Annotated in this window: 24 protein-coding genes; 10 read left to right on the top strand and 14 right to left on the bottom strand. The window is 59.3% G+C overall.

The window, feature by feature from the left end; genetic code table 11:
- Positions 1–21: 21 nt before the first annotated feature.
- The 5 genes from K3727_15515 to K3727_15495 form a co-directional block, all read right to left on the bottom strand.
- A complete protein-coding gene (locus tag K3727_15515; GenBank protein UWQ90189.1) occupies positions 22–1,374 on the bottom strand; it encodes a glutamine synthetase family protein in 1,353 nt (450 codons plus the stop codon).
- A 105-nt stretch (positions 1,375–1,479) separates the two neighbouring features.
- Positions 1,480–2,514, bottom strand: coding sequence for a TRAP transporter substrate-binding protein (locus tag K3727_15510; GenBank protein UWQ90188.1), 1,035 nt, complete (start codon positions 2,512–2,514; stop codon positions 1,480–1,482).
- Between the two features lie 53 nt (positions 2,515–2,567).
- On the bottom strand, positions 2,568–3,890 hold the full coding sequence (locus K3727_15505; protein ID UWQ90187.1) for a TRAP transporter large permease subunit: 1,323 nt from the start codon (positions 3,888–3,890) through the stop codon (positions 2,568–2,570).
- On the bottom strand, positions 3,890–4,486 hold the full coding sequence (locus K3727_15500; GenBank protein UWQ90186.1) for a TRAP transporter small permease subunit: 597 nt from the start codon (positions 4,484–4,486) through the stop codon (positions 3,890–3,892). Before K3727_15500 ends, K3727_15505 begins: the two co-directional genes overlap by 1 nt.
- The gene (locus tag K3727_15495) at positions 4,479–5,276 is read right to left on the bottom strand and encodes an N-formylglutamate amidohydrolase (GenBank protein UWQ90185.1); all 798 of its coding nucleotides are present in this window, start codon (positions 5,274–5,276) and stop codon (positions 4,479–4,481) included. Before K3727_15495 ends, K3727_15500 begins: the two co-directional genes overlap by 8 nt.
- Before the next feature lie 155 nt (positions 5,277–5,431).
- On the opposite strand from K3727_15495, the gene K3727_15490 reads away from it, so the two are divergent.
- Positions 5,432–6,304, top strand: a complete 873-nt coding sequence (locus K3727_15490; protein ID UWQ90184.1) for a MurR/RpiR family transcriptional regulator — start codon at positions 5,432–5,434, stop codon at positions 6,302–6,304.
- Positions 6,305–6,399: 95 nt separating this feature from the next.
- Positions 6,400–6,582: a hypothetical protein gene (locus K3727_15485; GenBank protein UWQ90183.1), complete on the top strand. Its 183-nt coding sequence runs from the start codon at positions 6,400–6,402 to the stop codon at positions 6,580–6,582.
- Positions 6,583–6,591: 9 nt separating this feature from the next.
- Here the strand turns inward: K3727_15485 and K3727_15480 are convergent, their stop codons facing one another.
- Positions 6,592–7,350, bottom strand: a complete 759-nt coding sequence (locus K3727_15480) for an alpha/beta fold hydrolase (GenBank protein ID UWQ90182.1) — start codon at positions 7,348–7,350, stop codon at positions 6,592–6,594.
- Between the two features lie 105 nt (positions 7,351–7,455).
- On the opposite strand from K3727_15480, the gene K3727_15475 reads away from it, so the two are divergent.
- The gene (locus K3727_15475; protein ID UWQ90181.1) at positions 7,456–7,839 is read left to right on the top strand and encodes a hypothetical protein; all 384 of its coding nucleotides are present in this window, start codon (positions 7,456–7,458) and stop codon (positions 7,837–7,839) included.
- A 349-nt stretch (positions 7,840–8,188) separates the two neighbouring features.
- Here the strand turns inward: K3727_15475 and K3727_15470 are convergent, their stop codons facing one another.
- Positions 8,189–9,484, bottom strand: coding sequence for a serine hydroxymethyltransferase (locus K3727_15470; protein UWQ90180.1), 1,296 nt, complete (start codon positions 9,482–9,484; stop codon positions 8,189–8,191).
- A 141-nt stretch (positions 9,485–9,625) separates the two neighbouring features.
- Between K3727_15470 and K3727_15465 the strand changes: the two genes are divergently transcribed.
- The gene (locus tag K3727_15465; GenBank protein UWQ90179.1) at positions 9,626–10,411 is read left to right on the top strand and encodes an NAD kinase; all 786 of its coding nucleotides are present in this window, start codon (positions 9,626–9,628) and stop codon (positions 10,409–10,411) included.
- A 316-nt stretch (positions 10,412–10,727) separates the two neighbouring features.
- On the opposite strand, the gene K3727_15460 is transcribed toward K3727_15465, so the two are convergent.
- The 4 genes from K3727_15460 to K3727_15445 form a co-directional block, all read right to left on the bottom strand.
- Entirely contained in the window at positions 10,728–12,164 is a 1,437-nt protein-coding gene (locus tag K3727_15460; GenBank protein ID UWQ90178.1) for an amidase family protein, read from the bottom strand.
- Positions 12,165–12,248: 84 nt separating this feature from the next.
- The gene (locus tag K3727_15455) at positions 12,249–12,818 is read right to left on the bottom strand and encodes an SCO family protein (protein UWQ90177.1); all 570 of its coding nucleotides are present in this window, start codon (positions 12,816–12,818) and stop codon (positions 12,249–12,251) included.
- Entirely contained in the window at positions 12,818–13,378 is a 561-nt protein-coding gene (locus K3727_15450; GenBank protein UWQ90176.1) for a hypothetical protein, read from the bottom strand. The genes K3727_15455 and K3727_15450 overlap by 1 nt, the downstream gene beginning before the upstream one ends.
- Positions 13,375–13,827, bottom strand: coding sequence for a hypothetical protein (locus tag K3727_15445; protein ID UWQ90175.1), 453 nt, complete (start codon positions 13,825–13,827; stop codon positions 13,375–13,377). The genes K3727_15450 and K3727_15445 overlap by 4 nt, the downstream gene beginning before the upstream one ends.
- A gap of 180 nt (positions 13,828–14,007) precedes the next feature.
- Here K3727_15445 and K3727_15440 point away from each other — a divergent pair, with 180 nt between their 5' ends.
- Positions 14,008–14,823 carry a methyltransferase domain-containing protein gene (locus K3727_15440; GenBank protein UWQ90174.1) on the top strand — a complete coding sequence of 272 codons (816 nt, stop codon included), beginning with the start codon at positions 14,008–14,010 and terminating at the stop codon, positions 14,821–14,823.
- A 61-nt stretch (positions 14,824–14,884) separates the two neighbouring features.
- Here K3727_15440 and prpE read toward each other — a convergent pair whose 3' ends face one another.
- From prpE to K3727_15425, 3 genes are all read right to left on the bottom strand, one after another.
- Positions 14,885–16,774, bottom strand: a complete 1,890-nt coding sequence (prpE, locus tag K3727_15435) for a propionate-CoA ligase PrpE (protein UWQ90173.1) — start codon at positions 16,772–16,774, stop codon at positions 14,885–14,887.
- Between the two features lie 743 nt (positions 16,775–17,517).
- The gene (locus tag K3727_15430) at positions 17,518–17,838 is read right to left on the bottom strand and encodes a hypothetical protein (GenBank protein UWQ90172.1); all 321 of its coding nucleotides are present in this window, start codon (positions 17,836–17,838) and stop codon (positions 17,518–17,520) included.
- Between the two features lie 79 nt (positions 17,839–17,917).
- The gene (locus K3727_15425) at positions 17,918–20,191 is read right to left on the bottom strand and encodes an NADP-dependent malic enzyme (GenBank protein ID UWQ90171.1); all 2,274 of its coding nucleotides are present in this window, start codon (positions 20,189–20,191) and stop codon (positions 17,918–17,920) included.
- 142 nt (positions 20,192–20,333) lie between these two features.
- Between K3727_15425 and K3727_15420 the strand changes: the two genes are divergently transcribed.
- From K3727_15420 to upp, 5 genes are all read left to right on the top strand, one after another.
- The gene (locus tag K3727_15420) at positions 20,334–21,425 is read left to right on the top strand and encodes a cupin domain-containing protein (GenBank protein UWQ90170.1); all 1,092 of its coding nucleotides are present in this window, start codon (positions 20,334–20,336) and stop codon (positions 21,423–21,425) included.
- On the top strand, positions 21,422–21,814 hold the full coding sequence (locus K3727_15415) for a cytidine deaminase (GenBank protein ID UWQ90169.1): 393 nt from the start codon (positions 21,422–21,424) through the stop codon (positions 21,812–21,814). The genes K3727_15420 and K3727_15415 overlap by 4 nt, the downstream gene beginning before the upstream one ends.
- Before the next feature lie 5 nt (positions 21,815–21,819).
- Positions 21,820–23,124, top strand: a complete 1,305-nt coding sequence (locus K3727_15410; protein UWQ90168.1) for a thymidine phosphorylase — start codon at positions 21,820–21,822, stop codon at positions 23,122–23,124.
- Complete coding sequence (locus tag K3727_15405) at positions 23,124–24,335, top strand: phosphopentomutase (protein ID UWQ90167.1); 1,212 nt, start codon at positions 23,124–23,126, stop codon at positions 24,333–24,335. Before K3727_15410 ends, K3727_15405 begins: the two co-directional genes overlap by 1 nt.
- 76 nt (positions 24,336–24,411) lie before the next feature.
- A complete protein-coding gene (gene upp / locus K3727_15400) occupies positions 24,412–25,044 on the top strand; it encodes a uracil phosphoribosyltransferase (protein UWQ90166.1) in 633 nt (210 codons plus the stop codon).
- Positions 25,045–25,124 lie beyond the last annotated feature (80 nt).

Raw genomic sequence — 25,124 nt, 5'->3', positions numbered from 1 at the left:
GCCCCCAGCCTTGACCCCAGCTCACGCCCGTTCGAACCCGCGCGCGACCTCCCAATCGGTCACAACGCGGGCAAACTCTTCGATCTCCACCTCGGCGGCACGGGCGTAGTGGTCGACCACATCGTCGCCCATCGCCGCGCGCAGCATGTCCGAGCCGTGCAGCGCGGTGCGCGCCGCGCCCAGATCGCCGGGGATCAGGCCGGTGTCGCCCTGATAGACATCGCCCACCGTGGGCGGCTGCAGCTCCAGACCTTCCTCGATCCCGGCCAGACCGGCGGCCAGCATGCCCGCCATCGCCAGATAGGGGTTCATGTCCGATCCCGGGATCCGGCATTCGACGCGGATGGCCTTGGACCCTTCACCACACAACCGATACCCGGCGGTGCGATTGTCCACCGACCAGATGATCCTTGTGGGGGCAAATGTCCCCTTCATGAAGCGTTTGTAGCTGTTGATATAGGGGGCCATGAAATAGGTGTAATCAGGCGCATATTTGAGCAGCCCGGCCATATAGGACTTCATCAGGTCCGACATCCCCAGCGCGTCATCCGGGTCGTGAAACGCCGGTTTGCCATCGGCCCACAGGGATTGATGCACATGGCTGGAACTGCCGACCTTGTCATGATGCCATTTGGGCAGAAAGGTTGCGGCGTGGCCCTGCTGCCAGGCGATCTCCTTGATCGCGTGTTTGGCGATCGAATGATACTCCGCCGTGTCCATGGCAGGCGCATATTTGATGTTGAGCTCTTCCTGCCCGGTCTCGGCTTCGCCCTTGGTGCATTCGATCGGCAGACCCGCCTCCCACAGGTGATTGCGGATCGGGCGCATCACATGTTCTTCCTTGGTGGTCTGCAGGATGTGGTAATCTTCGTTATAGCCCGAGATCGGCGTCAGATCGCGAAAGCCGCCCTTGCGGATCTCGTCAAAGCCCTTCTCGAACAGAAAAAACTCCAGCTCGCTCGCCATCATCGGCTCGAACCCCAGGGCGCGCACGCGGGCGACCTGACGCTTCAGCATCGCGCGCGGACTGTGGGGCACCTCGGCGTGGGTGTGGTGATCCAGAACATCACACAGCACCAGCGCGGTCCCCTCCAGCCAGGGCACAAGGCGCAGGGTGCTCAGATCCGGCTTCATCACATAATCGCCATAGCCCCGCTCCCAGCTGGTGCTCGCATAGCCTTCCGGCGTCCCCATCTCAAGATCCGTCGCCAGAAGGTAATTGCAGCAATGCGTCTCCTCCCACGCACCCCCAACAAAATGACCCCCATGAAACCGCTTCCCCATCAAACGGCCCTGCATGTCAACAAAACACACCAATACCGTGTCAATGCTGCCACCAGCCACCCGCGCCTTCAGGTCTTCGAACGTGATCATGTGCATCCCTCTGTTTGATGCGGCCAAGACTTTTAACTAAAAGTCTTGGCAAATTTCTTAGTTAAGAAATTTGGCCCGGAAAGACACCGGGCCAAACCGATTTTGTCAGCCGTAGCGATACGGCCGGCCGGCCTTCTGCATGTCGGCGTTGTACTTCTTGAAGATTTCGACAACCTTGGCCTTGGTGGGGCTTTCGGCGGCGATTTCATCCCAGAATTTGACCGCGGCCTCTTCGACCTGGGCCCATTCGGCATCAGGTATTGTGGTCAGCTTCATCTTGGTGCCATCCACGCGCAGCGAGGCTTCGCCACCCCAATACCACCACTGGCGATAATAGTGCGATTGGTCACAGCACACGCGGAACAGGGTTTGCAGATCTTCGGGCAGTTCATTCCAACGTCCCTGGTTGGCAAAGAAGGACCCGGCCCAGGCACCCGAAATGTTGTTGGTCAGGAAGTAATCGGTCACATCGGCCCAGCCAACAGTATAGTCTTCGGTGATACCCGACCAGGCGACCCCGTCCAATTCACCTGTCTGCATGGCGACTTCGATGTCTTCCCAAGGCAGAGTCACCGGAACCACGCCGAATTGCGACAGGAAGCGTCCGGCAGTGGGGAAGGTAAAGACCCGCTTGCCCTTGAGGTCGGCCAGCGAGTGGATCGGTTCCTTGGTCGCAAAATGGCAAGGATCCCAGGCCCCGGCGCTGATGTGTTTGACACCGACCTTGGAGTATTCTTCGTCCCAGATTTCGTTCAGTCCGTATTGGTTGAACAGAACCGGCACATCCAGAGAATAGCGCGATCCAAAGGGGAAATAGCCACCAAATACTGTGACTTCGGTGGGGGATGCCATCGAATCGTCGTCCGACTGCACCGCATCGATGGTGCCGCGTTGCATGGCCCGGAACAATTCACCCGTGGGGACCAGCTGATCGGCATAGAACAGTTCGATCTGCATACGATCGCCCGCGATGGTGTTGAACATGTCTATGGCGGGTTTCACCACATGTTCGGCCAGCGCCGCGCCGGCATAGGTTTGCATCCGCCATTTGATGGTGGATTGAGCCAGCGCAGGGGTTGCCAAAGGTGCGGCCATGGCACCGACACCGGCGGTTTGCAGGAACTTGCGTCTTGATGTCATCTTTTCTCTCCTTGTTGAAATCCGGCCCCTTGCGTCAGGGCTTCTGGTTGTCGTTATTTTCCGTAGACATAGTCGGGCAGCCACAGGGCGATCTCGGGGAAGATCATCACCAGGCTAAGGGCCAGCACCATCACCAATGCAAAGGGGATGATGGACCAATAGATGTCGCGCAGTCCGATTTCGGGGGGCGCCATTGCGCGCATCAGAAACAGGTTATAGCCAAAGGGCGGTGTCATATAAGCGATCTGGGTGGTGATCGTGTAAAGCACCCCGTACCAGATCAGGTCGAACCCCAGCGCGCCAACCAGCGGAACATAAAGCGGTGCCACGATCACCAACATTGCCGTGTCGTCCAGAAAGGTGCCCATCAGGATGAAGCTCAGCTGCATCAGGATCAGGATCATCCAGGGCGACAGGCCCAATTGGGTGGTGAACAGGTCTTCGATCGCCTTGACCGCACCCAATCCGTCAAAGATCGCGCCAAAGCCCAGGGCGGCCAGGATGATCCACATGAACATGCAGGAAATCGCCAGGGTGGACCGGACCGAGGTTTCGAACACCTCCCGTGTCATCCGTCCCTTGAGGATCGCCGCGACGAAGGCGGTCATGGCACCAATCGCCGAGCTTTCCACCAGCGAGGTCCAACCGTTGACAAAGGGCACCATCATGGTGGCAAAAATCACCAGCGGCAGCAGCCCGGCGCGCAGCAGGCGCAGCTTTTCCGACATCGGGACATTGCGTTCCTCTTCGGGCAGCACCGGACCAAGATGCGGTTGGATGCGACACCGCACATAGATGTAGAGAATGAACATCGCCGCCATCATCAGGCCCGGCACCACGCCGGCCAGCCACAACTGGCCGACCGGTTGACGGGCGATCATCGCGTATAGCACCAACACCACCGAGGGCGGCACCAGAATGCCTAGGCTGGATCCGGCCTGGATTACGCCGGTGACCATGATCTTGTCGTACCCGCGGCGCAGCAGCTCGGGCAGGGCGATGGTGGCTCCGATGGCCATGCCGGCCACGGACAGGCCATTCATCGCGGAAATCAGAACCATCAGCCCGATTGTCCCAATGGCCAACCCACCCTGAACGGGGCCCATCCAGACGTGGAACATCTTGTACAGATCATCGGCAATCTTGGATTCCGACAGGACATAGCCCATGAAAATGAACATCGGCAGGGTCAGCAGCGGATACCATTTCATCAGCTTCATCGCTGCGGAAAACGGGATCTCGGACCCGCCGGTGCCCCACAACATCAGCCCGGCCAGCGCGCCCACGAAACCGATGGCGCCGAACACCCGCTGCCCGGTCATCAGCATCAGCATCATGCCCGCAAACATGACGATAGCGATCATTTCATATGACATCAGAGCTCAACTCCACGAATGCGCCCGATATCCCGGAACAGTTCGGCAAGACATTGCAGCAGCATCAGCAGGACCCCGGTGCACAGAATGGTTTTGATCGGCCACAAATGCGGACGCCAGGCGGTCGAGCTGCGTTCGAGATAGCCCAGTTTTTCGCCTGTCGCGCCGGGGCCCTCGGTTAGCAGTGTCTTCAGAAGGTCCCAAAAGAAATCAAAGGGTTCCATGCCGAAATAGCCCAGAGAATAGGCGGTCGAGCTGACCGCGCCATACAGCAGCACGCCAAGGTAAAACATCAGGAAGAACACGGTAAACGCATCCATCCATGCCTTGGTCTTCAGGGACCAACCGCCATAGAACAGATCCATGCGCACGTTCGATCCCATCTGGATCGAATAGGGGCCACCCAAAACGTAATAGGCGACCATCACGAATTGTGCGGTCTCCAGCGTCCACATGGACGGCACAAAGAAGGTTTTGGAAATCGACGACCACAGCAGCACGCCGACCAGAACAAAGATCAGATACATGGCAATGCGCCCGATGAACTTGTTCAGTGCCTCGATGGCGCGAATGTAGCGCAGGATGAACCTAGGCATTGTCGCCGCCTCCAGCCAACAGCGCGTCCAGCGCCGGGTTGATCAGCGCCAATAGGTCCCGGGCCATTGCGTTTTCCTCTTCTGTCGTGGTGACAAGATCATTGCGCACTTCGATCATGACATTTGCCAGCCCGTTGCCCAGCCCGTGCAGCTTGAGCGAGTGGGTCACACCGTCTTGGGGGCCATAGGGGGCGTTGCGAACGACCTGGCGATGGGGCAGGCGCGGGGCCTCGGCCAACATCAGGTCGGCCATGCGGCGGTCGTCATCATGCAAAATGCCGATTTCAACCGCGCGGGGTTTGCCAAAATAGACCGGCGTGAAACTGTGGATGGTGATCAGCACCGTAGGCCGGGCGTCAGCCTGACGCCGGGCAATCACCTCCGAAACGGTCGTGCAGAACGGGTCATAGATCTGCGCAGTGCGTTCGGCCCGTTGGGCAGCCGTGAGGTCCGCATTGCCGGGAACGTCGATCAGTTCAGAGCGCGCAGGCATCGCATCTGGGGCGTCAGGTGGGCGATTGCAATCATAGACCAGCCTTGACACCCGGCTGGCAACCATTGGTGACTCCAGCGCCTGCGACAGGGTCAATGCAATTGCCCGCGCGCCGGGATCCCAGGCGGCATGACTGTCGCGATCGCTGTCGCGCAGCCCCAATCGGTCATAGCGGTCGGGAATATCCTTGCAGGCGTGTTCGCACAGAATCAGCGCCGGTCCCCGCCCCTGCGGGTTGACCAGTTCCACGACCTGGGATCCAGGCGGTGAACTTGGGTCTGACGCTTGGTGTTGCATTCGGATCTGCGCTCCTCGTGGCGAGTTCTGTAAAAAAGTTTCCATAGTAATCATTTTGTGTCAATATCTTTTCAGAGGTGGTCTGAATCTGAGTTCCGGGTTTCGTTGCGTCACGGGGGGACCTAAGATGGGCCAATGCTGAAAAGGTAAGCGTTTTGACCAATCCAACTGCGACCGTGCGGGACCTGATCCGCGAGCACTATAACAATCTGACCCAATCAGAACGTAAGTTCGCGAATTCATTACTGGAAAACTATCCGTCTGCCGGGTTGGCCTCGATCACGGTGGTGGCTGCAAATGCCGATGTGTCGACACCAACAGTGGCCCGGATGGTGCAGAAACTGGGCTTCAAGGGATATCCGCAATTTCATAAAGCCTTGCTCAAAGAGCTTCAGGCCAAGGTTTCCGGCCCCACCCAGCGGCGCGAGAACTGGATGACCGAAGCGCCGGAATCGCATCTTTTGAATAGATTTTCTCAGGCGGTAACTCAAAACCTGGGACAGACGTTTTCCAACATAGACCCGAATCAATTCGACGCGGCGACCCGACAATTGGCCAATCCGAACAGTCAGCTGTATGTTGTCGGCGGCCGGATATCGGGGTCGTTGGCCACCTATGCCTTTACCCATTTCCAGGCGATCCGCCAACGGGTGACCCATATGACGTCTTCGTCAGGAACCTGGCCGCATTATCTGTTGGACATGGTCGAAGGCGACACGTTGCTGTTGTTCGATGTGCGCCGGTATGAAACCAACCTGTTGCGACTGGCCGAACTGGCTTCTGAACGCGGGGTGACGATCATCCTGATCACCGATCAATGGGCTAGCCCGGTGGCGTCGGTTGCCAAGTTCACCTTTAACTGTTGGGTCGAAATCCCATCTGCCTGGGATTCGAATATCGCCACGATGATGCTGCTCGAGGCATTGATTGCAGGGACCCAGGAAGAAAGCTGGCCTGAAACCAAAGATCGCTATGACCGTTTGGACGAATTATTTGACATGACCCGGCTGTTTCGGAAATTTTCCTGATCGGGAGGCGTCAAACCGGCGGTTTCTGATCCGGATCAAAGAGTGGCATTCTGACTCCTGTATGTGTTTGACAACAGACAGAAAGAGGATCTGAAATGCTACGGCTTGCTTCCCTGCTTTATACCCTGATTTCATCCGCATTGGCCGGGACCGGCGTGATTGCCGTATTGGCGGCGGGTTACGTATCGGTCACGGCGATTTTGGCCGCCGCCGTGATCGGGGCGGTGATTGCAGCGCCGGTGTCCTGGTGGGTGGCCCGTCAGCTGTATAACGCCTGACGCGATTGCTCAGGCGTTCAGAAAGGTCCGGGCGGCGGCTTCGAATTCACGGGGTTTTTCTGCGTGCAGCCAATGCCCGGCACCGGGAATCTTGGCAAAGCGGGCGTTTGGGAACCGTGACCGGATGACCGCGCGATGCTCTGGGCGCACGTAATCCGATTCTGCACCTGACAAAAACAGGGCCGACCCGGGCCAGACCGCATCGCTGTCCGGGAAGGACATGATATTTGGCATCTGATCGGCCAGAACATCCAGATTCAGCCGCCAGCGTTTGTTCGGGATGTCCAGTGATTGCGTGAAAAAGCTTTGCAATGCAGGGTCGACACCGGATGCGGCCAATTGCTGTTCTGCGTCGGATCTGCGCTCGAGTGTCTCCAGATCGACCGCACGCATGGCTTGGATGAATTGGATCTGACTGTGCCCATAGGTGACGGGCGCAATATCCGCCACCACCAGCTTGTTCACGCGATCAGGGTGGTTCAGGGCCAACATCATTGCAGCCTTGCCGCCCATGGAATGACCAATGATATCCATTGGTGCGCCTTGTGCGTCGATCACCTGGGCCAGATCTGTGGCCAGATCGGGATATGTATGGGTGTCGGCCCAGTTGCTGTTGCCGTGATTGCGCATGTCGACGGCCACCACCTGGCGTTCGTCTGACAGGCGTTTGGCAATCACCCCCCAATTGCGTGCCGAGCCATAGAGGCCATGGGCAATCAACAGGGCGGGGCGGTCGGTCGGGGTGCCGTGCAGGATCGTGTTCAACATGGGAATGTGATACCCTGAGGCAAGGAAAGGGGCCAGCCCCATTGAGGCTTTGGGGGGAGTCGCCTAAGGTCGGTCCAGCCCGTTTACAAAGTCTTGAGTGCCGACATGCAATCTGCAGACCCTTCCGCCGAATTCATGATCTTGATTGAAACGGTGCGTGCCGCATTGCGGGACAAACAAGGGGTTGGTGGCCGGGATCTGGGCACCGCGCTGAGCAAGGCACGCCGCCGCCTGCCGCGCCGGATTTTTCGCCAGGGTCAGGTGTTGAGCAAAGCCGAGCCGATGGTTGGGCACCCAAAGCTGGTGCTGACGCTGGACCATGGTGCGATGCGAAAGGCCGGGGCAGAGGTTTTGTCCTATCTGGAAACCGTTGATGTTGCCGACCGCCGCAAGGGGTGGTGGTTGGGTATGTTGGGCGGCATGGCGTTCAACATCCTTTTACTGGTCACATTGCTGATCGGGGTGTTGGTCTGGCGAGAGCTGATCTGACACAGGTCGGGGCCGAGTTTTTAAGGCCGGGGTTTCAAGGATGCGGGTTTGAGGCATCGTCTCGATGCTGAATTCGGGCCAAAATGAATCCCCTCCGCGTAGGGCGTGTTTATTGTCCGTTGTGTTTGGGTGTGTCGCGTTTGTGCGCGGATTGGGGCTCTGCCCCCGCAGCCTTTGGCTGCTCCCCCGAGGTATTTGTGACCAGAAAGAAGCCGAAGCGGGCGGTGTGCCGTGTGGTCGCGATCTGGGCTGGGGCGGCTGGACGGAAGCGGGGTGTTGCGGGTTTGGAATAAAAAACCCCACCGGCGGAATGCGGCGGGGTTTGAGAGGTTGTTAAGGATCCTGTGGTTTACAGGTTCGGATAGAGCGGGAAGCGCGCGCAGAGAGTGGCCACCTGGGCGCGGACCGTGGCTTCGACATCGGCGTTGCCGTCTTCTCCGTTGGCGGCCAGACCGTCGACGACCTGGATGATCATATCCGCGATCTCGCGGAATTCCGCCTCGCCAAAGCCGCGGGTGGTGCCTGCGGGTGTGCCCAGACGAATGCCCGAGGTTACGGTCGGTTTTTCCGGATCAAACGGGATGCCGTTTTTGTTGGTGGTGATATGGGCACGGCCGAGGGCCTTGTCCACGATGTTGCCGGTCACGCCTTTGGGGCGCAGGTCGACCAGCATGACATGGGTGTCGGTGCCGCCGGTCACGATGTCCAACCCGCCTTTGATCAGCTGATCGGCCAGCGCATCGGCATTCAGGCGCACCTGACGCATGTAGGCTTTGAACTCGGGGCGGAGCGCTTCGCCAAAGGCCACGGCCTTGGCCGCGATGACGTGCATCAGCGGACCACCCTGGATACCGGGGAAGATCGCCGAATTCACCTTCTTAGCGATTGCTTCATCATTTGTGACGATCATACCCCCACGCGGACCGCGCAGGGTCTTGTGCGTGGTGGTCGTGGCCACATGCGCATGCGGGAACGGCGAGGGATGTTCGCCTGTGGCAACCAGACCGGCGAAATGCGCCATATCAACATGGAGGTAGGCACCAACCATATCAGCAATCTCACGCATCCGGGCAAAATCGATGACCCGCGGGATGGCAGACCCGCCCGCGATGATCATCTTGGGCTGGTGTTCCTTGGCCAGGGCTTCGACCTCGTCATAGTCGATGAGGTTGTCGGACCGGCGCACGCCATATTGCACGGCGTTGAACCATTTGCCCGACTGGTTGGGCGCAGCGCCGTGGGTCAGGTGACCGCCCGAGGCCAGGTTCATGCCCAGAATGGTGTCGCCCGGCTGCAGCAGCGCCTGGAACACGCCTTGGTTCGCCTGGCTGCCTGAATTCGGCTGCACATTGGCAAAGTCACAGCCAAACAGCTGCTTGGCGCGGTCGATAGCCAGGTTTTCGGCCACGTCCACATATTGGCAACCGCCATAGTAGCGACGCCCGGGATAGCCTTCGGCATATTTGTTGGTCAGAACGCTGCCCTGGGCTTCCATCACGGCGGCCGAGACGATGTTTTCAGAGGCAATCAGCTCGATCTCATCGCGCTGACGGCCAAGCTCGGCCGTCACTGCGCCATAAAGCTCAGGGTCGCGCGTCGAGAGTGACTCGGTGAAAAAACCAGTGTCGCGGGGGGTGTCGGTCATGTTCGCTCCGTCCAAATTGGGTGATCTGGCGGATTTCCTATAGGAAACTCCCCAATATCGAAAGAGCGTAAAGCGACGAATTCGCACGTCTGAGCGGCAAGACTGGTCAAGAGCGGAAAGCTGTGGTTGTTTCGGAAAGGAATGTACAACACCGGAAACCGAGGTGCCGCTGTGAGAATCGCCTTTATGGCCAGCGAGGCGCCAGTCGCCCAAACGGCCCGTGCTGCATTGATTGGCCGTTACGGAGACGTGCCGGTTGAAACATCTGATCTGATCGTGGCCCTTGGGGGGGACGGCTTTATGCTGAAAACCCTGCATGGCAGCCAGGGGTTGGATTTGCCAGTCTATGGCATGAACCGGGGAACCATCGGGTTTTTGATGAACGAATACAGCGAAACGGATCTGTTGGATCGGTTGGCTGTTGCGCAAGAAGAGATCATCAACCCGCTGGCCATGCTGGCGATGGATCGGGAAGGGCACATCCACAAGGCCCTGGCCATCAACGAAGTGTCGCTGCTGCGTGCGGGGCCGCAGGCCGCCAAACTGTCGGTGACCATTGACGGGCGGGTCCGCCTGGCCGAACTGGTGTGCGATGGGGCGCTGGTGTCGACACCCGCCGGATCAACCGCATATAACTATTCGGCGCATGGGCCCATCCTGCCGATCGGATCAAATGTGTTGGCGCTGACTGCGATTGCGGCGTTTCGACCGCGACGTTGGCGGGGGGCGGTATTGCCGGCCACGGCGCGGGTGCGGTTCGATGTGGTGGATCCGGACAAACGCCCGGTCATGGCGGATGCGGATTCAATTTCGATCAATGATATCGAATGGGTCGAGATCCAGTCCGAGCCGAGCATTCAGCATCGCATTCTGTTTGACCCTGAACACGGGTTGGAAGAGCGGCTGATTTCAGAGCAATTCACCTGAACCAGACCGTTTTCCGGACCAGGCAAACGGCTGGCCTGTGCTGGGGCGCAACATGGTGGCGTTGCATGGCACTGTTGTTGTTTGGGGCGTGACGCGATGCCCGCGTTTTGTGAACTGTGAAAGACATCACAGACGGATTTGGCAGGGTCGTGGTAACTTTATTGTGCTGTATTGTCAGTATCCTGGTCTCTGTGAGTGGCCAGGAGGCGTTGTTAAAGAGTATCTTTTCAAAGGCGCGGATGCGGTTTGCCCGCATCCGCATTTTTCTGCGTAGCTACGCATTTCTGCCCGGTTCTGAAACAGCGTCTGAACGATCTCAGCTCGACGCCATGTGTTCCCACAAGGGGCGACACATACGGCCAACACGATCTTCGATTGCGATACAGGCATCTACGGCCATGTCCTCGCGCCAGCGCCGCGCCACAACCTGTATGTTGATCGGTTGGATGCCTTGGGGCAGGTGCGCCAGCCGGGACGGAACACTGGCCGCGGGCAGGCCAAGAAAATTCATTGCATAGGAATAAACCGCACAGCCGAGAACCTCGTGCACCCCTTCGCCGCCTTCAGTGTCACGATCGGGTTTGAAAAACGGGCGTGGCAGGAACGGGGTGAGAACCAATGGATAGTCTTCGAGAAACAGGGACCATTGACGGGCATAGTGGCTGCGTTTGGCCATGATCTGCAACAGGTCGGTTTCTAGAAACGGTGGGAACTCCTGGAAATAGACGGCAAAGATGTCCTGGATTGCCTGGGACCCGTGGGCATCCACATCGGTTTTCATCAGCGAATAGACCTCGCCCATCAGGGCACGGTACCCATCGCGCCCACAGTCAAACACATTGGGGGGTTCGATATCTTCGACCTGGTATCCGGCGTCGACCAGCGCGTCGCGGGCAGTGTCCAGGGCGGCTTCGACTTCGGGGTGGAGATCGTAGCCAAAGGTGTTTTTGGTAAAGGCGACCTTGATCGGGCCATCCAACGCGCGCCCTTGCCATGGCATCGGGACGTGAAACGGGTCGCGAGGATCGGGGGCGATCATGGTGGGCATGGCGTGGTGCAGGTCGCGGGCAGACCGGGTGATCAGCCCCTGAACCGACATGGATTGCGCCAACAGGCCACGTTCGGCGGATTGAGTCGGGTTCCACGCGGGGACTCGACCCAGACCGGGTTTCACCGTGACCGCGCCGTTGGCCGCGGCCGGAAATCGCAGCGATCCGCCGATGTCATTGCCATGGGCCAGCGCGCCGATCCCGGCCATGACCGCAGATCCGGCCCCACCGGAGGACCCACCGGGTGAAATATGCCGCCCCCAGGGGTTGTGCGTGCGCCCAAACAGCGGGTTGTCGGTGTCGGCACGGAACGAGAATTCAGGCGTGTTCGTGCGCCCGATCACCACGGCTCCGGCATTTTGCAGGTTGCGCACAATGGGGGCGTCGTCAGGGGCAATCAGATCCTTGAGCGCGACGACACCGTTCGAAGTGGCCTGCCCCTTTTGATCCACGTTGATCTTGATGGTGACGGGAACGCCGTGCAACGGGCCACAAGGTGTGCCTGCGTCCCGGCTCGCATCCAGCGCCTGTGCGCGGGCCATGGCCTCGTCACTCAGATCGACCACGACCGCGTTCAGATCAGGGTTCACCGCGTTCATGCGGTCAATGGCTGCCCCGACGCTGTCCTGTGCGCGCAGATCGCCGGATGTTGTTTGGCGCGCGATGTCGTGCGCATCCAGTTGCCAGAGATTGTCCTGTGTCATTCAATTGGCCTCCCACGGGCAGGTTAGGTCCGCGCATGGGAAAAAGCCAAGCTGTCAATTGACTGGCTGCAATCTGACGTAGGGTTAACTGTCGGGGCGCAGATATTTGCGCGCCAGCGCCACCACCCGCTCCGGGTCCGTGATCGGCGGGAACAGGGTTAATACCTTGCCCTCGGCATCCAGCAGATAGACAAAGCTGCCGTGGGTGAACACCGGACCGTATTCCGGATCGACAAAGGCCAGTTCCTGTTGCACCGAAAAGGCGTCATAGGCGACCTGAAGCGCTTCGGCGCTGCCGCTGAGACCAATGAAATCCGGGTGCAGGTCCAACAGAGGACCGTCCATATTGCCGGGTTGGTCGCGATCCCGATCCACGGTGATCATGACCGGTGTCACGTCAATTCCAGCATCGGCCAGTTCATCTGTGGCCACTGCCATCATGGGCATGGCAGCGGTGCAGATACTGGGGCAATTGGCATAGCCAAAGAACAGCAATTGTCCCTTGCCGCCCGGATCTGCCTGCGTGCGGGTATTGCCATGCTGGTCGATCAGCTCATAGGCACCGCCGACGTCAAAGGGCAGGGGGGCGTTGCCCGCCCATCCCCCGGACGTCCAGGACATAGCCGCAAACACAAATGCCGCGGCCAGCCGCATCAGAACCACTCCTTGATGAATGCGGTATCTGCCTCAAGCCCCAAACCCAGATAGCCTTCGCTGGCAATCTCTTCCTTGATGCGGGGATCGCGCCGGAACCAGGGTCCCTTGCCCTTGGCTTCGGGGTTTTCCTTGGCCCAGACCTTGGTGAATTGGTTGGTTTTGGACCATTCGCCGCCGTCGACGCGAACCTTTTGCACCATATAGATGTTTTTGGCGTTCAGATCCGGGTCGTCGATCAGCAACCCGTCGACTTCAACCGTCTGACCACAATAGGGGGCCAGATCCACGGCCGCCCCGCTGAACGCAGCCTGACCGTTTTTCAGGGGCAGCACCATGACATTATCGGCTGAGCGCAGCAGCCCCAGCTGGCGTTTCCCGGCCCCGCAATCGGTGGGGCAATCTCCGGTTAGTTCGCACAGCAGGTCAACGACCTTGGCCTCGAACAGGGCGGGTTGCTCGGCATAGAGGTTCCATTCCTTGGCGGTGGATCCTTCGGAGAAATCCTGTGCCAGCACGGGCGAGGCAATCAGGGCAAGGGCAAAGCTGAAATACTTCATTCTTTTGGCTCCGGAATGGCAAAGCCGGGAACCGGCCCGTAATCTTCGTGGTTCAGGTTGGTAATGTCCTGATCGCTCAACACCTTGTCCACCACCAGATAATTGATGCCATCGCGTTCATAATGCATCCCGTCCGCTTCGATCGTATGCGAAGCCAGCCGCAGCGCTGTATCACCGCTGGCGGATTGATCGTCCTGGTCAATCTTGAGAACCATATAAACGGTGCCGTCTTCGGTCTGCAAACCGACAGGGATACCACCGGCCGAACACCAAAGGGCACAGGTGTGATGCGCCGATCCGACGACCGCATCAGGTCCCCCCATGACGCCGGAATAATAACACCAGGTGTCGATCAGTTCTCCGGTGACCTGAATGCGTGTGCCTTCGCTGGCCGCAGCCGCGAATGGAACAGAGGCAAGACAGGCCAGCGCCGCAATCAATGCTCGCATGGCTTAGGTCCTTGTTTGTCGCTGAATCATGTGTTTCAGGCTAAGGATAAACGCCGGGTCGGGCAACGCCGAGGGTATTTCATCTTGATCACGATTTGTTAGGGGCGTGTGAACCAATCAGATGCGTCGGCAGAGGGATTTGTTTTGTGGTAGGGTAGGAACGACAGCGGAGGAGTGATCATGAGCGAGAATGACAAGTCCTTTACCGGCAGCATCCCTGACACCTATGACGAATTTCTGGTGCCGCTGATCTTTGAAAGCTACGCCCGCGATCTGGCCGCGCGGGTGACGTCCACTCCGGTCAAGGATGTTCTGGAAACCGCTGCTGGCAGTGGCGTTGTGACCCGCGCGCTGGCCAAGGTGCTGGCCCCGGATGCGCGGTATCATGTGACCGATCTGAACCCGCCGATGCTGGCACGCGCCAGGTCACGCCAAACGCCGGATGACCGGATCACATGGCAGGCTGCCGATGCATTGAATCTGCCGTATCCGGACGACAGCTTTGATGCGGTGTGCTGTCAGTTCGGCGTGATGTTCTTTCCCGATCGGGTCAAAGGCTATGGCGAGGCGCGCCGGGTGCTGCGCCCCGACGGACGATTTCATTTCAATGTTTGGGACACGATCGGGGCCAATGCCTTTGCCGATGTCGTGACCCAGGTGGCGGGGACCTTGCTGCCACCTGGGTCGGTGAACTTCCTGGCGCGCACGCCGCATGGGCATGGCAATCCCGACCGTATCCGGGCCGAGTTGGAAGCGGCCGGGTATACCGACATCGTGATTGATCAGGTGACCGAGATCAGCACGGCCCCACATCCGTCGCATCCGGCAGTGGCCTATGTCCGAGGCACGCCGCTGTTCGGAGAAATCGCACCCCACGGCGACGCCATGGTGGACCGTGTGATCCATGCGGCGACCGAAGAGATTGCGGCGCGCTATGGTGCCGAGGACGGGTCTGTGTCGGCCCAGATCCAAGGCTATGTGATTTCGGCGGGCTGAGGGTTGAAACGCAAACAGGCCCAGGGTGCGAACCCCGGGCCTGTTTGCGTTTGATCTCAGATCACTTGGCGTAGCCCAGGCTTTGCAGGGCGACGGTGATTTCATCCAGGATCACCGGATCGTCAATGGTCGCCGGCATTTTCCAGGGGGTGCCATCAGCGATGTTGACCATGGTGCCCCGCAGGATCTTGCCCGAGCGCGTTTTGGGCAGGCGATCCACAACGATGGCCAGCTTGAAGGCGGCGACCGGGCCGATCTTTTCGCGCACCAGCTTGACCACTTCCTTGACCACATCGGCGTTGTCGCGATCCACACCCGCATTCAGACACAGGAAACCAACGGGCGATTGCCCCTTGAGCGCGTCAGCAACGCCGATCACGGCACATTCGGCGACATCCGGGTGACCGGCCAGCACCTCTTCCATCGCCCCCGTGGACAGGCGGTGGCCCGCGACGTTGATGACGTCATCGGTGCGCGCCATGATATAGACATAACCGTCTTCATCCATCATGCCCGCATCGCCGGTTTCATAATAGCCGGGGAATGTGTTGAGATAGCTTTTCTTGAAGCGATCTTCGGCATTCCACAGATTGGGCAACGTGCCCGGTGGCAAGGGCAGCTTGATCGCGATTGCGCCCAATGTGCCGGGGGCTACGGGGTGGCCAGCATCGTCCAGAATGGTGACGTCATACCCCGGCATGGGCACTGTGGGTGATCCCAGTTTGGTCGGCAGTTCTTCGATTCCCAGCGGGTTGGCGGCAATCGCCCAGCCGGTTTCAGTCTGCCACCAATGGTCAACCACGGGCACCTGCAATTGATCCTGCGCCCAGACGATGGTGTCGGGGTCGGCGCGTTCACCGGCCAGATAGACCTGTTTCAGGCAGCTGAGATCGTATTTCTTGACCAATTCGCCCTTGGGGTCTTCGCGTTTGACGGCGCGAAAGGCGGTCGGGGCGGTAAAGAACGACGTGACCTTGTGTTCGGAAATCACCCGCCAGAAGGTGCCCGCGTCGGGCGTACCGACCGGCTTGCCTTCGAACACGATGGTGGTGTTTCCGTGGATCAGCGGGCCATAGCAGATATAGGAGTGGCCGACGACCCAGCCCACATCCGAGGCGGCCCAAAACACGTCTCCGGGGTCGACGTTGTAAATGTTCTTCATGGTCCAGTTCAGCGCCACCAGTTGTCCGGCTGTGTGACGGATCACACCCTTGGGCTGACCGGTTGTCCCCGAGGTATAGAGAATATAGGCCGGGTGGTTGCCTTCGACCGGGACACATTCGGCTGGCTCAACGCCATATTGGAACCCGTGCCAGTTGTAATCGCGCCCTTCGATCAACTGTGCGACTTCCTGTTCGCGCTGGAAGATGACGGTAAACTCGGGCTTGTGTTCGGCCATGTCGATGGCACCGTCCAGAAGTGGTTTGTAATGCACCACGCGGCCCGGTTCCAGACCACAGGAGGCGGCGATGATCGCCTTGGGTTTGGCATCGTCGATACGCACGGCCAGTTCGTTGGCAGCAAAGCCCCCGAACACCACCGAATGCACCGCGCCCAGACGTGCACAGGCCAGCATGGCCTCCAGCGCTTCGGGAACCATGGGCATGTAGATGATGACGACGTCGCCCTTTTCCACACCTTTGGCGCGCAGGGCCCCGGCCAGATTGGCGACCCGGTTGCGCAGCTCGACATATGAAATCTCGCGTTTGGTGTGGGTGATCGGGCTGTCATAGATGATCGCGGTCTGTTCCCCGCGTCCCTGTTCGACATGGCGGTCCACGGCGTTGTAACAGGTGTTGACCTTGGCGTCGGCGAACCACTCATACAAAGGAGCGTTTTGATCGGACAGGGCTTTGGTCGGGGCCTGGTCCCAGCTGATCTCCTTGGCGGCGTCCATCCAGAACCCTTCTGGATCGCTCTTCCAGCCATCATAAATATCTTTGTATGCCATGGCATCCTCCTCCGAATACGTTGCAACGGTGTTAGGGGAGGGATGGCCCTTGGGGCAAGGCTCATGCTGGGGGCAGCGTCAGATTACCGCAAAAATTTGCAGTTGGATGTGTCTGAGGATTGCAAATTATTGCAAATCTCAAAATATTATACCGATATTCATCCCAATTCTCAGTTTTTGCAAAATTGCAAATTCTGACGTGCAAACCGGATCAACAGATTCGCCCCCTTTCTGTGCCCGTGTCTGGGGGCGGAATCCGCCGGGTGTTCGGGCGTTTCCAAACAAAGAGCACCGTAGTGCATGATGCAACTTCCAATATCTGAAGTTTGTCGATGCACCTGTGACCGAGCTGGCGCAGGTGTGCAACACGCTCAGGGCAGAAGCCTCCAGCATGGAGGATCGGTCTCCGGTTTGGGTCGGGCCACAAAAAGCGCACCCAAGAACCAGATATATGCGGCCGCCCAAGGTGTGCGGGCCTGCCGGGATGTCCAGTTTTATGACGCATTTGTTGCGTGTTTGGACAGATTGGCGGCGGACCCGCGGGTGCTGAGGGGCCGCCCTGATGACCCGACCAAAGCGGGGCGTGGTCGGCCCAAAGCGGTTGGGATCAGAAGCAGCCTCCCGGTGGCCGCCGTGTTCAATGCCCTGAACGGGCGGCGACCCTCAGAAGCGTGGAATTCTGGATAGGTGCGGTGACGCCGCAGGGATTGCACGTCGGCCCCTTTTCCAGGTGTTTGGCATTCTCAATGTGACGGAGTCTCGGTGGGGGAAACCGGTGTTGTCGGGTCATTGGCCAGGATGATCTTGCGCTTTTTGGCGTCAGCCAGAACACGCTCTACCGTGCGTGAGCAGTCACCTTCGCATCGATATTTCTTTCCCTCGATGATGACATAGTCGTAATACTCGGTCTCTTCGTCCAGATTGTAACTACGGGTTCTTTCCCAGTTTTCGACCAAGTATCGCTTGCCATCCACCGAAACATATTCGGTACCATAGCGCCGCTCGCTGATTGTGCAGGCGCACAGCAGAAGCGGAATGAGCAGGGTGATGGACTTAAAAAACATAGGAAATGCCTTTCCAAATTGCCTGAGCAATAGGAAAGACAGTACCATGTTTTGCTGTATTGACCAAATCGGGCCGCCATCAACCGTAGTGCGCAACCGGGGTTCCGGCGATGGCTGCCATGTTCAACAACCCACGTGCGGTGATGGACGGGGACACGATATGGGCGCGGTTGCCCATGCCCATCAGGATCGGACCGACTTCGAGCCCATCAGCCCGCATCTTGAGAATGTTGCGCACCCCGGACGCGGCATCTGCGTGGGCAAAGATCAGCACATTGGCCGCCCCCTCCAGACGTGAATTGGGGAAAATCCGGTCCCGCAGCTCCGCGTCCAGAGCGGTGTCGATATTCATCTCACCTTCATAGATGAAATCGTGATTCTGGCCGTCTAGGATGGTCAGCGCCCCACGCAATCGCGCGCCGGAATCGCAGTTGGTATTGCCAAATTGGGATTGGGAGCACAGGGCAATCTTGGGCTCCAGACCGAACCGTCGCACGTGACGCGCGGCCCCGATCACCGATTTGGCGATCTGTTCGGGCGTGGGTTCGATGTGCACATGTGTGTCGGCAATGAACAAAGGTCCGTCTTCGAGGATCATCATCGACAGCGCCCCATGGGGTTCATAGCTGTTTCCGCCCAGGACCTGGTTGACGTAATTCATGTGCCAGCGATATTCGCCAAAAGTACCACAGATCAGGCTGTCGGCCTCGCCGCGGTGCACCATGATGGCACCAATGGCCGTGGAATTGGTGCGCATGATCGCCTTGGCCAGATCTGGCGTCACGCCGTGGCGCTGCATCAGGCGGTGGTAGCTGGTCCAATAGTCATAGTAACGGGGGTCGTTTTCCGGATTGACGATCTGGAATTCACGCCCGGGTCGAATGTCTAGGCCCAACCGTTCACACCGGGTCTCGATGACTTCGGGGCGACCGATCAGGATTGGCGTTTCGGTGGTTTCCTCCAGAATGGCCTGGGCGGCGCGCAAAACGCGTTCGTCTTCGCCCTCGGAGAATACAATTCGGCGGCTGGCCGCGCGGGCCGCGTCAAACACGGGCCGCATCAACAGTGCGGATTTGAACACGCTCTGGTTCAGTTTTTGCCGGTAGGCGTCCAGATCGTCAATTGGACGGGTGGCGACACCGCTGTCCATTGCGGCCTGAGCCACAGCCGAAGACACAACCCCCACCAGGCGCGGGTCAAACGGTTTCGGGATCAGATAGTCGACGCCAAAAGTCAGCTGTTCGCCCTTATAGGCGGCGGCGGCTTCGGCGGATGTGGTGGCGCGGGCCATTTCGGCAATGCCGTCGACGCAGGCGATCTGCATCTGGTCGTTGATTTCGGTGGCCCCGACATCCAACGCGCCCCGAAAGATAAAGGGAAAGCACAGGACATTGTTGACCTGATTGGGGAAATCGCTGCGCCCGGTGGCGATGATGGCATCCGGGGCGACCTTGCGCGCCTCGTCGGGCATGATTTCCGGATTTGGGTTGGCAAGCGCAAAGATGATCGGGCGTTTGGTCATCTTGGCGACCATGTCCGGCTTTAGCACGTTGGGACCTGACAGCCCCAGGAACAGGTCGGCCCCGTCGATGACTTCGTCCAGTGTGCGCAGGTCCGATTCCTGGGCAAAGGCCGCCTTTTGCGGATTCATGTCTTCGGTCCGGCCCTGATAAACCAACCCGTGAATGTCACACAGCCAGACGTTTTCCCGTTTCACACCCAGTTTCAGCAGCATGTTGAGACAGGCAATCCCCGCCGCGCCGCCACCGGTCGACACGATCTTGATATCCTCAAACGATTTCCCGGCGACATGCAGCGCGTTCTTGGCTGCGGCCCCCACGACGATGGCGGTGCCGTGTTGGTCGTCGTGAAACACCGGGATATTCATCCGCTCGCGGCACAGCTTTTCAACGATGAAACAATCTGGAGCCTTGATGTCTTCGAGGTTGATGGCCCCAAAGGTAGGTTCCAGCGCACAGACAATATCAGCCAGCTTTTCCGGGTCGCTTTCGTTCACCTCGATGTCAAAACAGTCGATATTGGCGAATTTCTTGAACAGGACGGCCTTGCCTTCCATCACCGGTTTAGAAGCCAGCGCGCCAATATTGCCCAGCCCCAGAACAGCGGTGCCGTTGGAAACAACTGCCACCAGATTGCCCCGCGCGGTATAGCGGGCCGCATTGGCTGGATCGTCCTTGATTTCGGTGCAGGCTTCGGCAACGCCCGGGGAATAGGCGCGGGACAGGTCACGACCATTGGCCATCGGTTTGGTCGCGCGGATCTCCAACTTACCCGGTTTTGGGTATTCGTGGTAAAACAGCGCGGCCTGGCGCAGGCTCTGATTGTCGGACATATCTCACTCCTCAAAATATAGTTTAGCATTAAACCATTCCTGACGTCGGGGAAATAGTTCATTTTTGGAAACGGTGTCGCAGGCAGCTTGTTGCAAATTTTTGACCATTTGGTCACTCTCGCGAAAAATACTGGGAGTGTTCATGTCTGATACGATTGCCGAAATGCGGCTGCCCACGCAGGAGTTGCGTGACGATATTCCGTTTTATACCAAAACCCTCGGGATGCGGATGGACATGATTTATCCGGCCGATAACCCGTCGATCGCTGTGTTTTCGGGTCACGGACTGCGGTTGCGGATTGAAAAAGACGCAGCCGAACAGCCGGGTACACTGCGCATCCTGACCGATGACCCGGATGGATTCGCCGATGGAGCACGGGTGCTGATCGCCCCCAATGGCACCCGGGTCGAAATCGAAGAGCGCAACCCACCGCTGGTCATGCCCACGACCCAGCATTCCTTTGTGGTGCGCCGATTGGCCGACCAGGCCCCCTGGATCATCGGGCGGGCAGGTATGCATTACCGCGATCTGGTGCCTTCGCGGTTGGGCGGGTCGATCATCGCCAGCCACATTCGCATTCCTGACGGCGGACCCGTGCCGGATATGGTGCATTTCCACAAGGTCGGGTTTCAGTTGATCTTTTGCATCCACGGCTGGGTTGATGTGGTGTACGAGGATCAGGGCGAAAAGATGCGCCTGACACCGGGCGATTGTTTCATCCAACCCCCGGAGATCCGTCACCGGGTGTTGGAGGCAAGCGACGATTTGCAAGTGATTGAAATTGGCGTCCCGGCGGATCATGTCACCGAAATCGACCACGATATGACCCTGCCGACCCCGCATCATCGCCCGGATCGGGAATGGGATGGTCAGCGCTTTGTCTATAATCAGGCGGCCAGCGCGGACTGGGTGGATTTCCGGCTGCCGGGTTTTGTCTGCCGTGACACCACGATCAATGCCAACACCCATGGTGTGGCCAGCGTTCAGGTGGTGCGGCGCGGTTTGGGGGAAAGTCCCTGGGCCAGCCATGACACCGATATTTTGTTTACCTTTGTCATGAACGGTCGTGTGACCTTGCATGGGGAAGGGCGCGACCCCTATGATCTGGAAGCAGGGGATGCCTATGTCATCCCACCCGGCATGAAAACCCGTCTGGTCGCCCCGTCCGACGACGTGGAACTGTTGGAAGTCAGCCTGCCCGGAACCTTCACAACCAATCTGGAGCCCACATGAGCCTCAAAGACGCCGCCGCTGCCGTTCGTGAAAACGCCCACGCGCCTTATTCCAACTTCAAGGTGGGCGCGGCGATCCGCGCGACCTCGGGAACGGTCTATGTGGGATGTAACGTGGAAAACGTCGCCTATCCGGAAGGCACCTGTGCCGAAGCCGGGGCGATTGCCGCCATGGTCGCGTCAGGAGAGACCGAGATTGCCGAGGTCTATGTAATCGCCGACAGCCCCTCTCCGGTGCCGCCCTGTGGCGGGTGTCGCCAGAAGCTGGCCGAGTTTGGCGCAGGCAATGTACCGGTTACGCTGGGCACCACCGATGGCCCGGAACAGGCGACGACCATCGCCGACCTGTTGCCCGGGGCCTTTGGGGTCGACCATATGGATCGGAGCTGAGCCTTTTGGATGCACGTGCGATCATCGCCCGCTTGCGGCGCAAGGAAACCCCGTCCGCGGACGAACTGACCTGGTTTGCCCAGGGGCTGGCAGATGGCGCGGTCAGTGACGCCCAGGCCGGGGCTTTTGCCATGGCGGTCTGTCTGAATGGGCTGGGCGAAGCAGGACGGCGCGCGCTGACGCTGGCAATGCGCGACAGCGGCGATGTGTTGACCTGGGATTTGCCGGGCCCGGTGGTCGATAAACATTCCACCGGTGGGGTGGGGGATTGCACCTCTTTGCTTGTCGCGCCGGCGTTGGCCGAATGCGGAGCCTATGTGCCGATGATCTCCGGACGCGGATTGGGTCATACCGGAGGGACATTGGACAAGATGGAGGCCATCCCCGGTGTGACGACCCAGATTTCCGAAGAGCGGCTGGCCGCCGTTGTGGGCGAAGTGGGCTGTGCCATTGTCGGCGCAACCGGGCAGATCGCGCCTGCGGACAAGCGGCTGTATGCGGTGCGCGATGTGACCGCAACCGTCGAAAGCCTGGATCTGATCACGGCCTCAATCCTGAGCAAAAAGCTCGCTGCGGCTCCGCAGGCATTGGTGATGGATGTCAAATGCGGCTCGGGCGCCTTTATGAAAACTGCAGATGACGCCCGCGCTCTGGCGCGGTCCCTGGTGGATACGGCCAATGCGGCCGGATGCAAAACCTCTGCGTTGATCACCGACATGAACCAACCGCTGGCCCCGGCTCTGGGCAATGCGCTGGAGGTGGATGCGGTGATGGAGGCCCTGACGGGCACCGCAGGCGGCCCATTGATCGAAGCAACCGTGTCTCTGGGCGGGCAGGTGCTGTTTGACGGTGGATTGGCCGACAGCGTTGATGCGGGAGAGGCACAGATCCGTACCGTGCTGGCGCAGGGGCGCGCCGCTGAACGATTTGGTCGGATGATCTATGCCATCGGCGGCCCCTTGGAGTTCGTCGACAACTGGCGCCGTTTTCTGCCCGAGGCCAGCGTGATCCGCGAAGTCCTGGCGCGTGAGACCGGATATGTCACCGCCATCAATGGTGAGGCGTTGGGATTGTCTGTTGTGCATCTGGGCGGAGGGCGCCTGGTGGAAAGCGATGTGGTTGATCCTGCGGTTGGTCTGTCTTCGGTCGTGCGGCTGGGGCAAAAGATACACAAAGGCGATCCGTTGGCCGTCATCCATGCCAACCGCGAAGAGGCCGCCGTTCTGGCAGAACGTGCCGTGCGTGGTGCCATTGAATTGGGCGATATGTCTGCGACATTGCCCGATCTGATCCACGAAAGGATTGTCTGATGGCGCGTGCTTTTTTGGTGGTGATGGATTCAGTGGGTATCGGTGGGGCGCCGGATGCCAGTTCATTCTACAACGGCGATCTGCCGGACCTTGGGGCAAATACGCTGGCCCATATTGCGCAGGCCTGCGCCGCAGGGCGGGCCGAAACCGGGCGAACGGGGCCGCTGCATGTGCCCAATATGGACCTGTTGGGGTTGGGGGCGGCCATGCGTCTTGCTTCGGCTGTGCCGTTTCCGGGGCTGGACTCGGCACCACAGGGGCGGTGGGGATGTGCTGCTGAAATCAGCAGGGGCAAGGACACCCCATCGGGTCATTGGGAGCTGGCCGGGGTCCCGGTGCCCTGGGACTGGCATTTCTTTCCCGACACGCAACCGGCATTCCCGCCCGAGCTGAGCACGTATGTTGCGGAGCAGGCCGGGACGCAGGGCATTCTGGGTGATCGGCACGCACCGGGCACCGCGATCATCGACGCGTTGGGTGGCGAACATATGCGCAGTGGCTGGCCGATTTGCTATACCTCGGCTGACAGCGTGTTCCAGATCGCAGCCCATGAGGAGACTTTTGGTCTGGATCGCCTGCTGGACCTGTGCCGGGCCATTGCGCCCCGGCTACATGCGATGAAAGTGGGGCGAGTGATCGCGCGCCCCTTTGTCGGCAATCCGCAGGACGGTTTTAGCCGTACGCCCAACCGACGCGATTTCGCCATACTCCCGCCGTCGCCTGTGCTGAACAATTGGGTGCAGGAGGCAGGAGGCACAGTTCATGCAATTGGCAAGATCGGAGATATCTTTTCGATGCAAGGCATCGACACTTTGGACAAAGGCCCCGATGCCCAGCTGATGCAGCACCTGTCGGACCGGGTCCAGAACGCCGAGGACGGCAGCCTGACATTTGCCAATTTTGTCGAATTCGACAGCCTGTATGGTCATCGCCGTGACATTGCAGGATACGCCCGGGCGCTCGAGTGGTTCGATACTCAGTTGGGTTCAATTCTGTCACGATTGCGGGACGGCGATATTCTGGTGTTGACGGCCGATCACGGCAATGATCCCAGCTGGCCCGGGACGGATCACACCCGCGAACAGGTGCCGGTGCTGGTGTCCGGCCGCGGAGCCGGACCGCTGGGGCAGGTTGCCTTTGCCGACATCGCGGCCTCGATCGCGGCGCATCTGGGGGTTGCGGCCCAGGGTCCGGGGCGCAGTTTTCTTTGACCGGACAGTCAAAACTGCCTTGCCCCTGGTCCCCTGGCCCCGTTAAATCAAATGAACTGCATTTTGGAGACCTCCCATGTCCGAACATCTGACCGTCGTCGACCACCCGTTGGTCCAGCACAAACTGACCCTGATGCGGGACAAGGGCACGTCGACCGCCGGGTTCCGCCGCCTGCTGCGCGAACTGACCCAGCTGTTGGCCTATGAGGTCACCCGCGAAATGCCGCTGACCACCACCAATGTCGAAACCCCGATGGAAGAGATGCAGGCACCGATCCTGGCGGGCAAGAAGCTGGCGTTGGTGTCGATCCTGCGGGCAGGTAATGGCATGTTGGACGGGGTTCTGGAGCTGATCCCATCGGCGCGCGTTGGATTTGTTGGTCTCTATCGGGACGAAGAGACGCTGAAGCCGGTTCAGTATTATTTCAAGGCACCCGAAGGATTGCAGGATCGTCTGGTGATTGCAGTCGATCCGATGCTGGCCACAGGCAACAGTTCGGCTGCCGCGATTGACCTGCTGAAAGAGGCCGGTGCCAACAATATCCGCTTTCTCTGCCTGCTGGCCGCCCCCGAAGGTGTGGCCCGCATGAAGGAAGCGCATCCGGATGTGCCGATCGTCACCGCATCATTGGATCGCGAGCTGAACGACAAGGGATATATCATGCCCGGACTGGGGGATGCGGGCGACCGGATGTTCGGCACCAAGTAACATCCTCGCTCTTCACGAAAATTTGGGCAGAGTATTTGCGCTCTGCCCGCTGTTCGAGGTGGATTTCACGGAAAACCCGG

Source organism: Rhodobacteraceae bacterium M382, from assembly GCA_025141015.1.
Lineage (GTDB): Bacteria > Pseudomonadota > Alphaproteobacteria > Rhodobacterales > Rhodobacteraceae > Aliisedimentitalea > Aliisedimentitalea scapharcae.
This window is presented reverse-complemented; position numbering and strand designations above follow the sequence as displayed.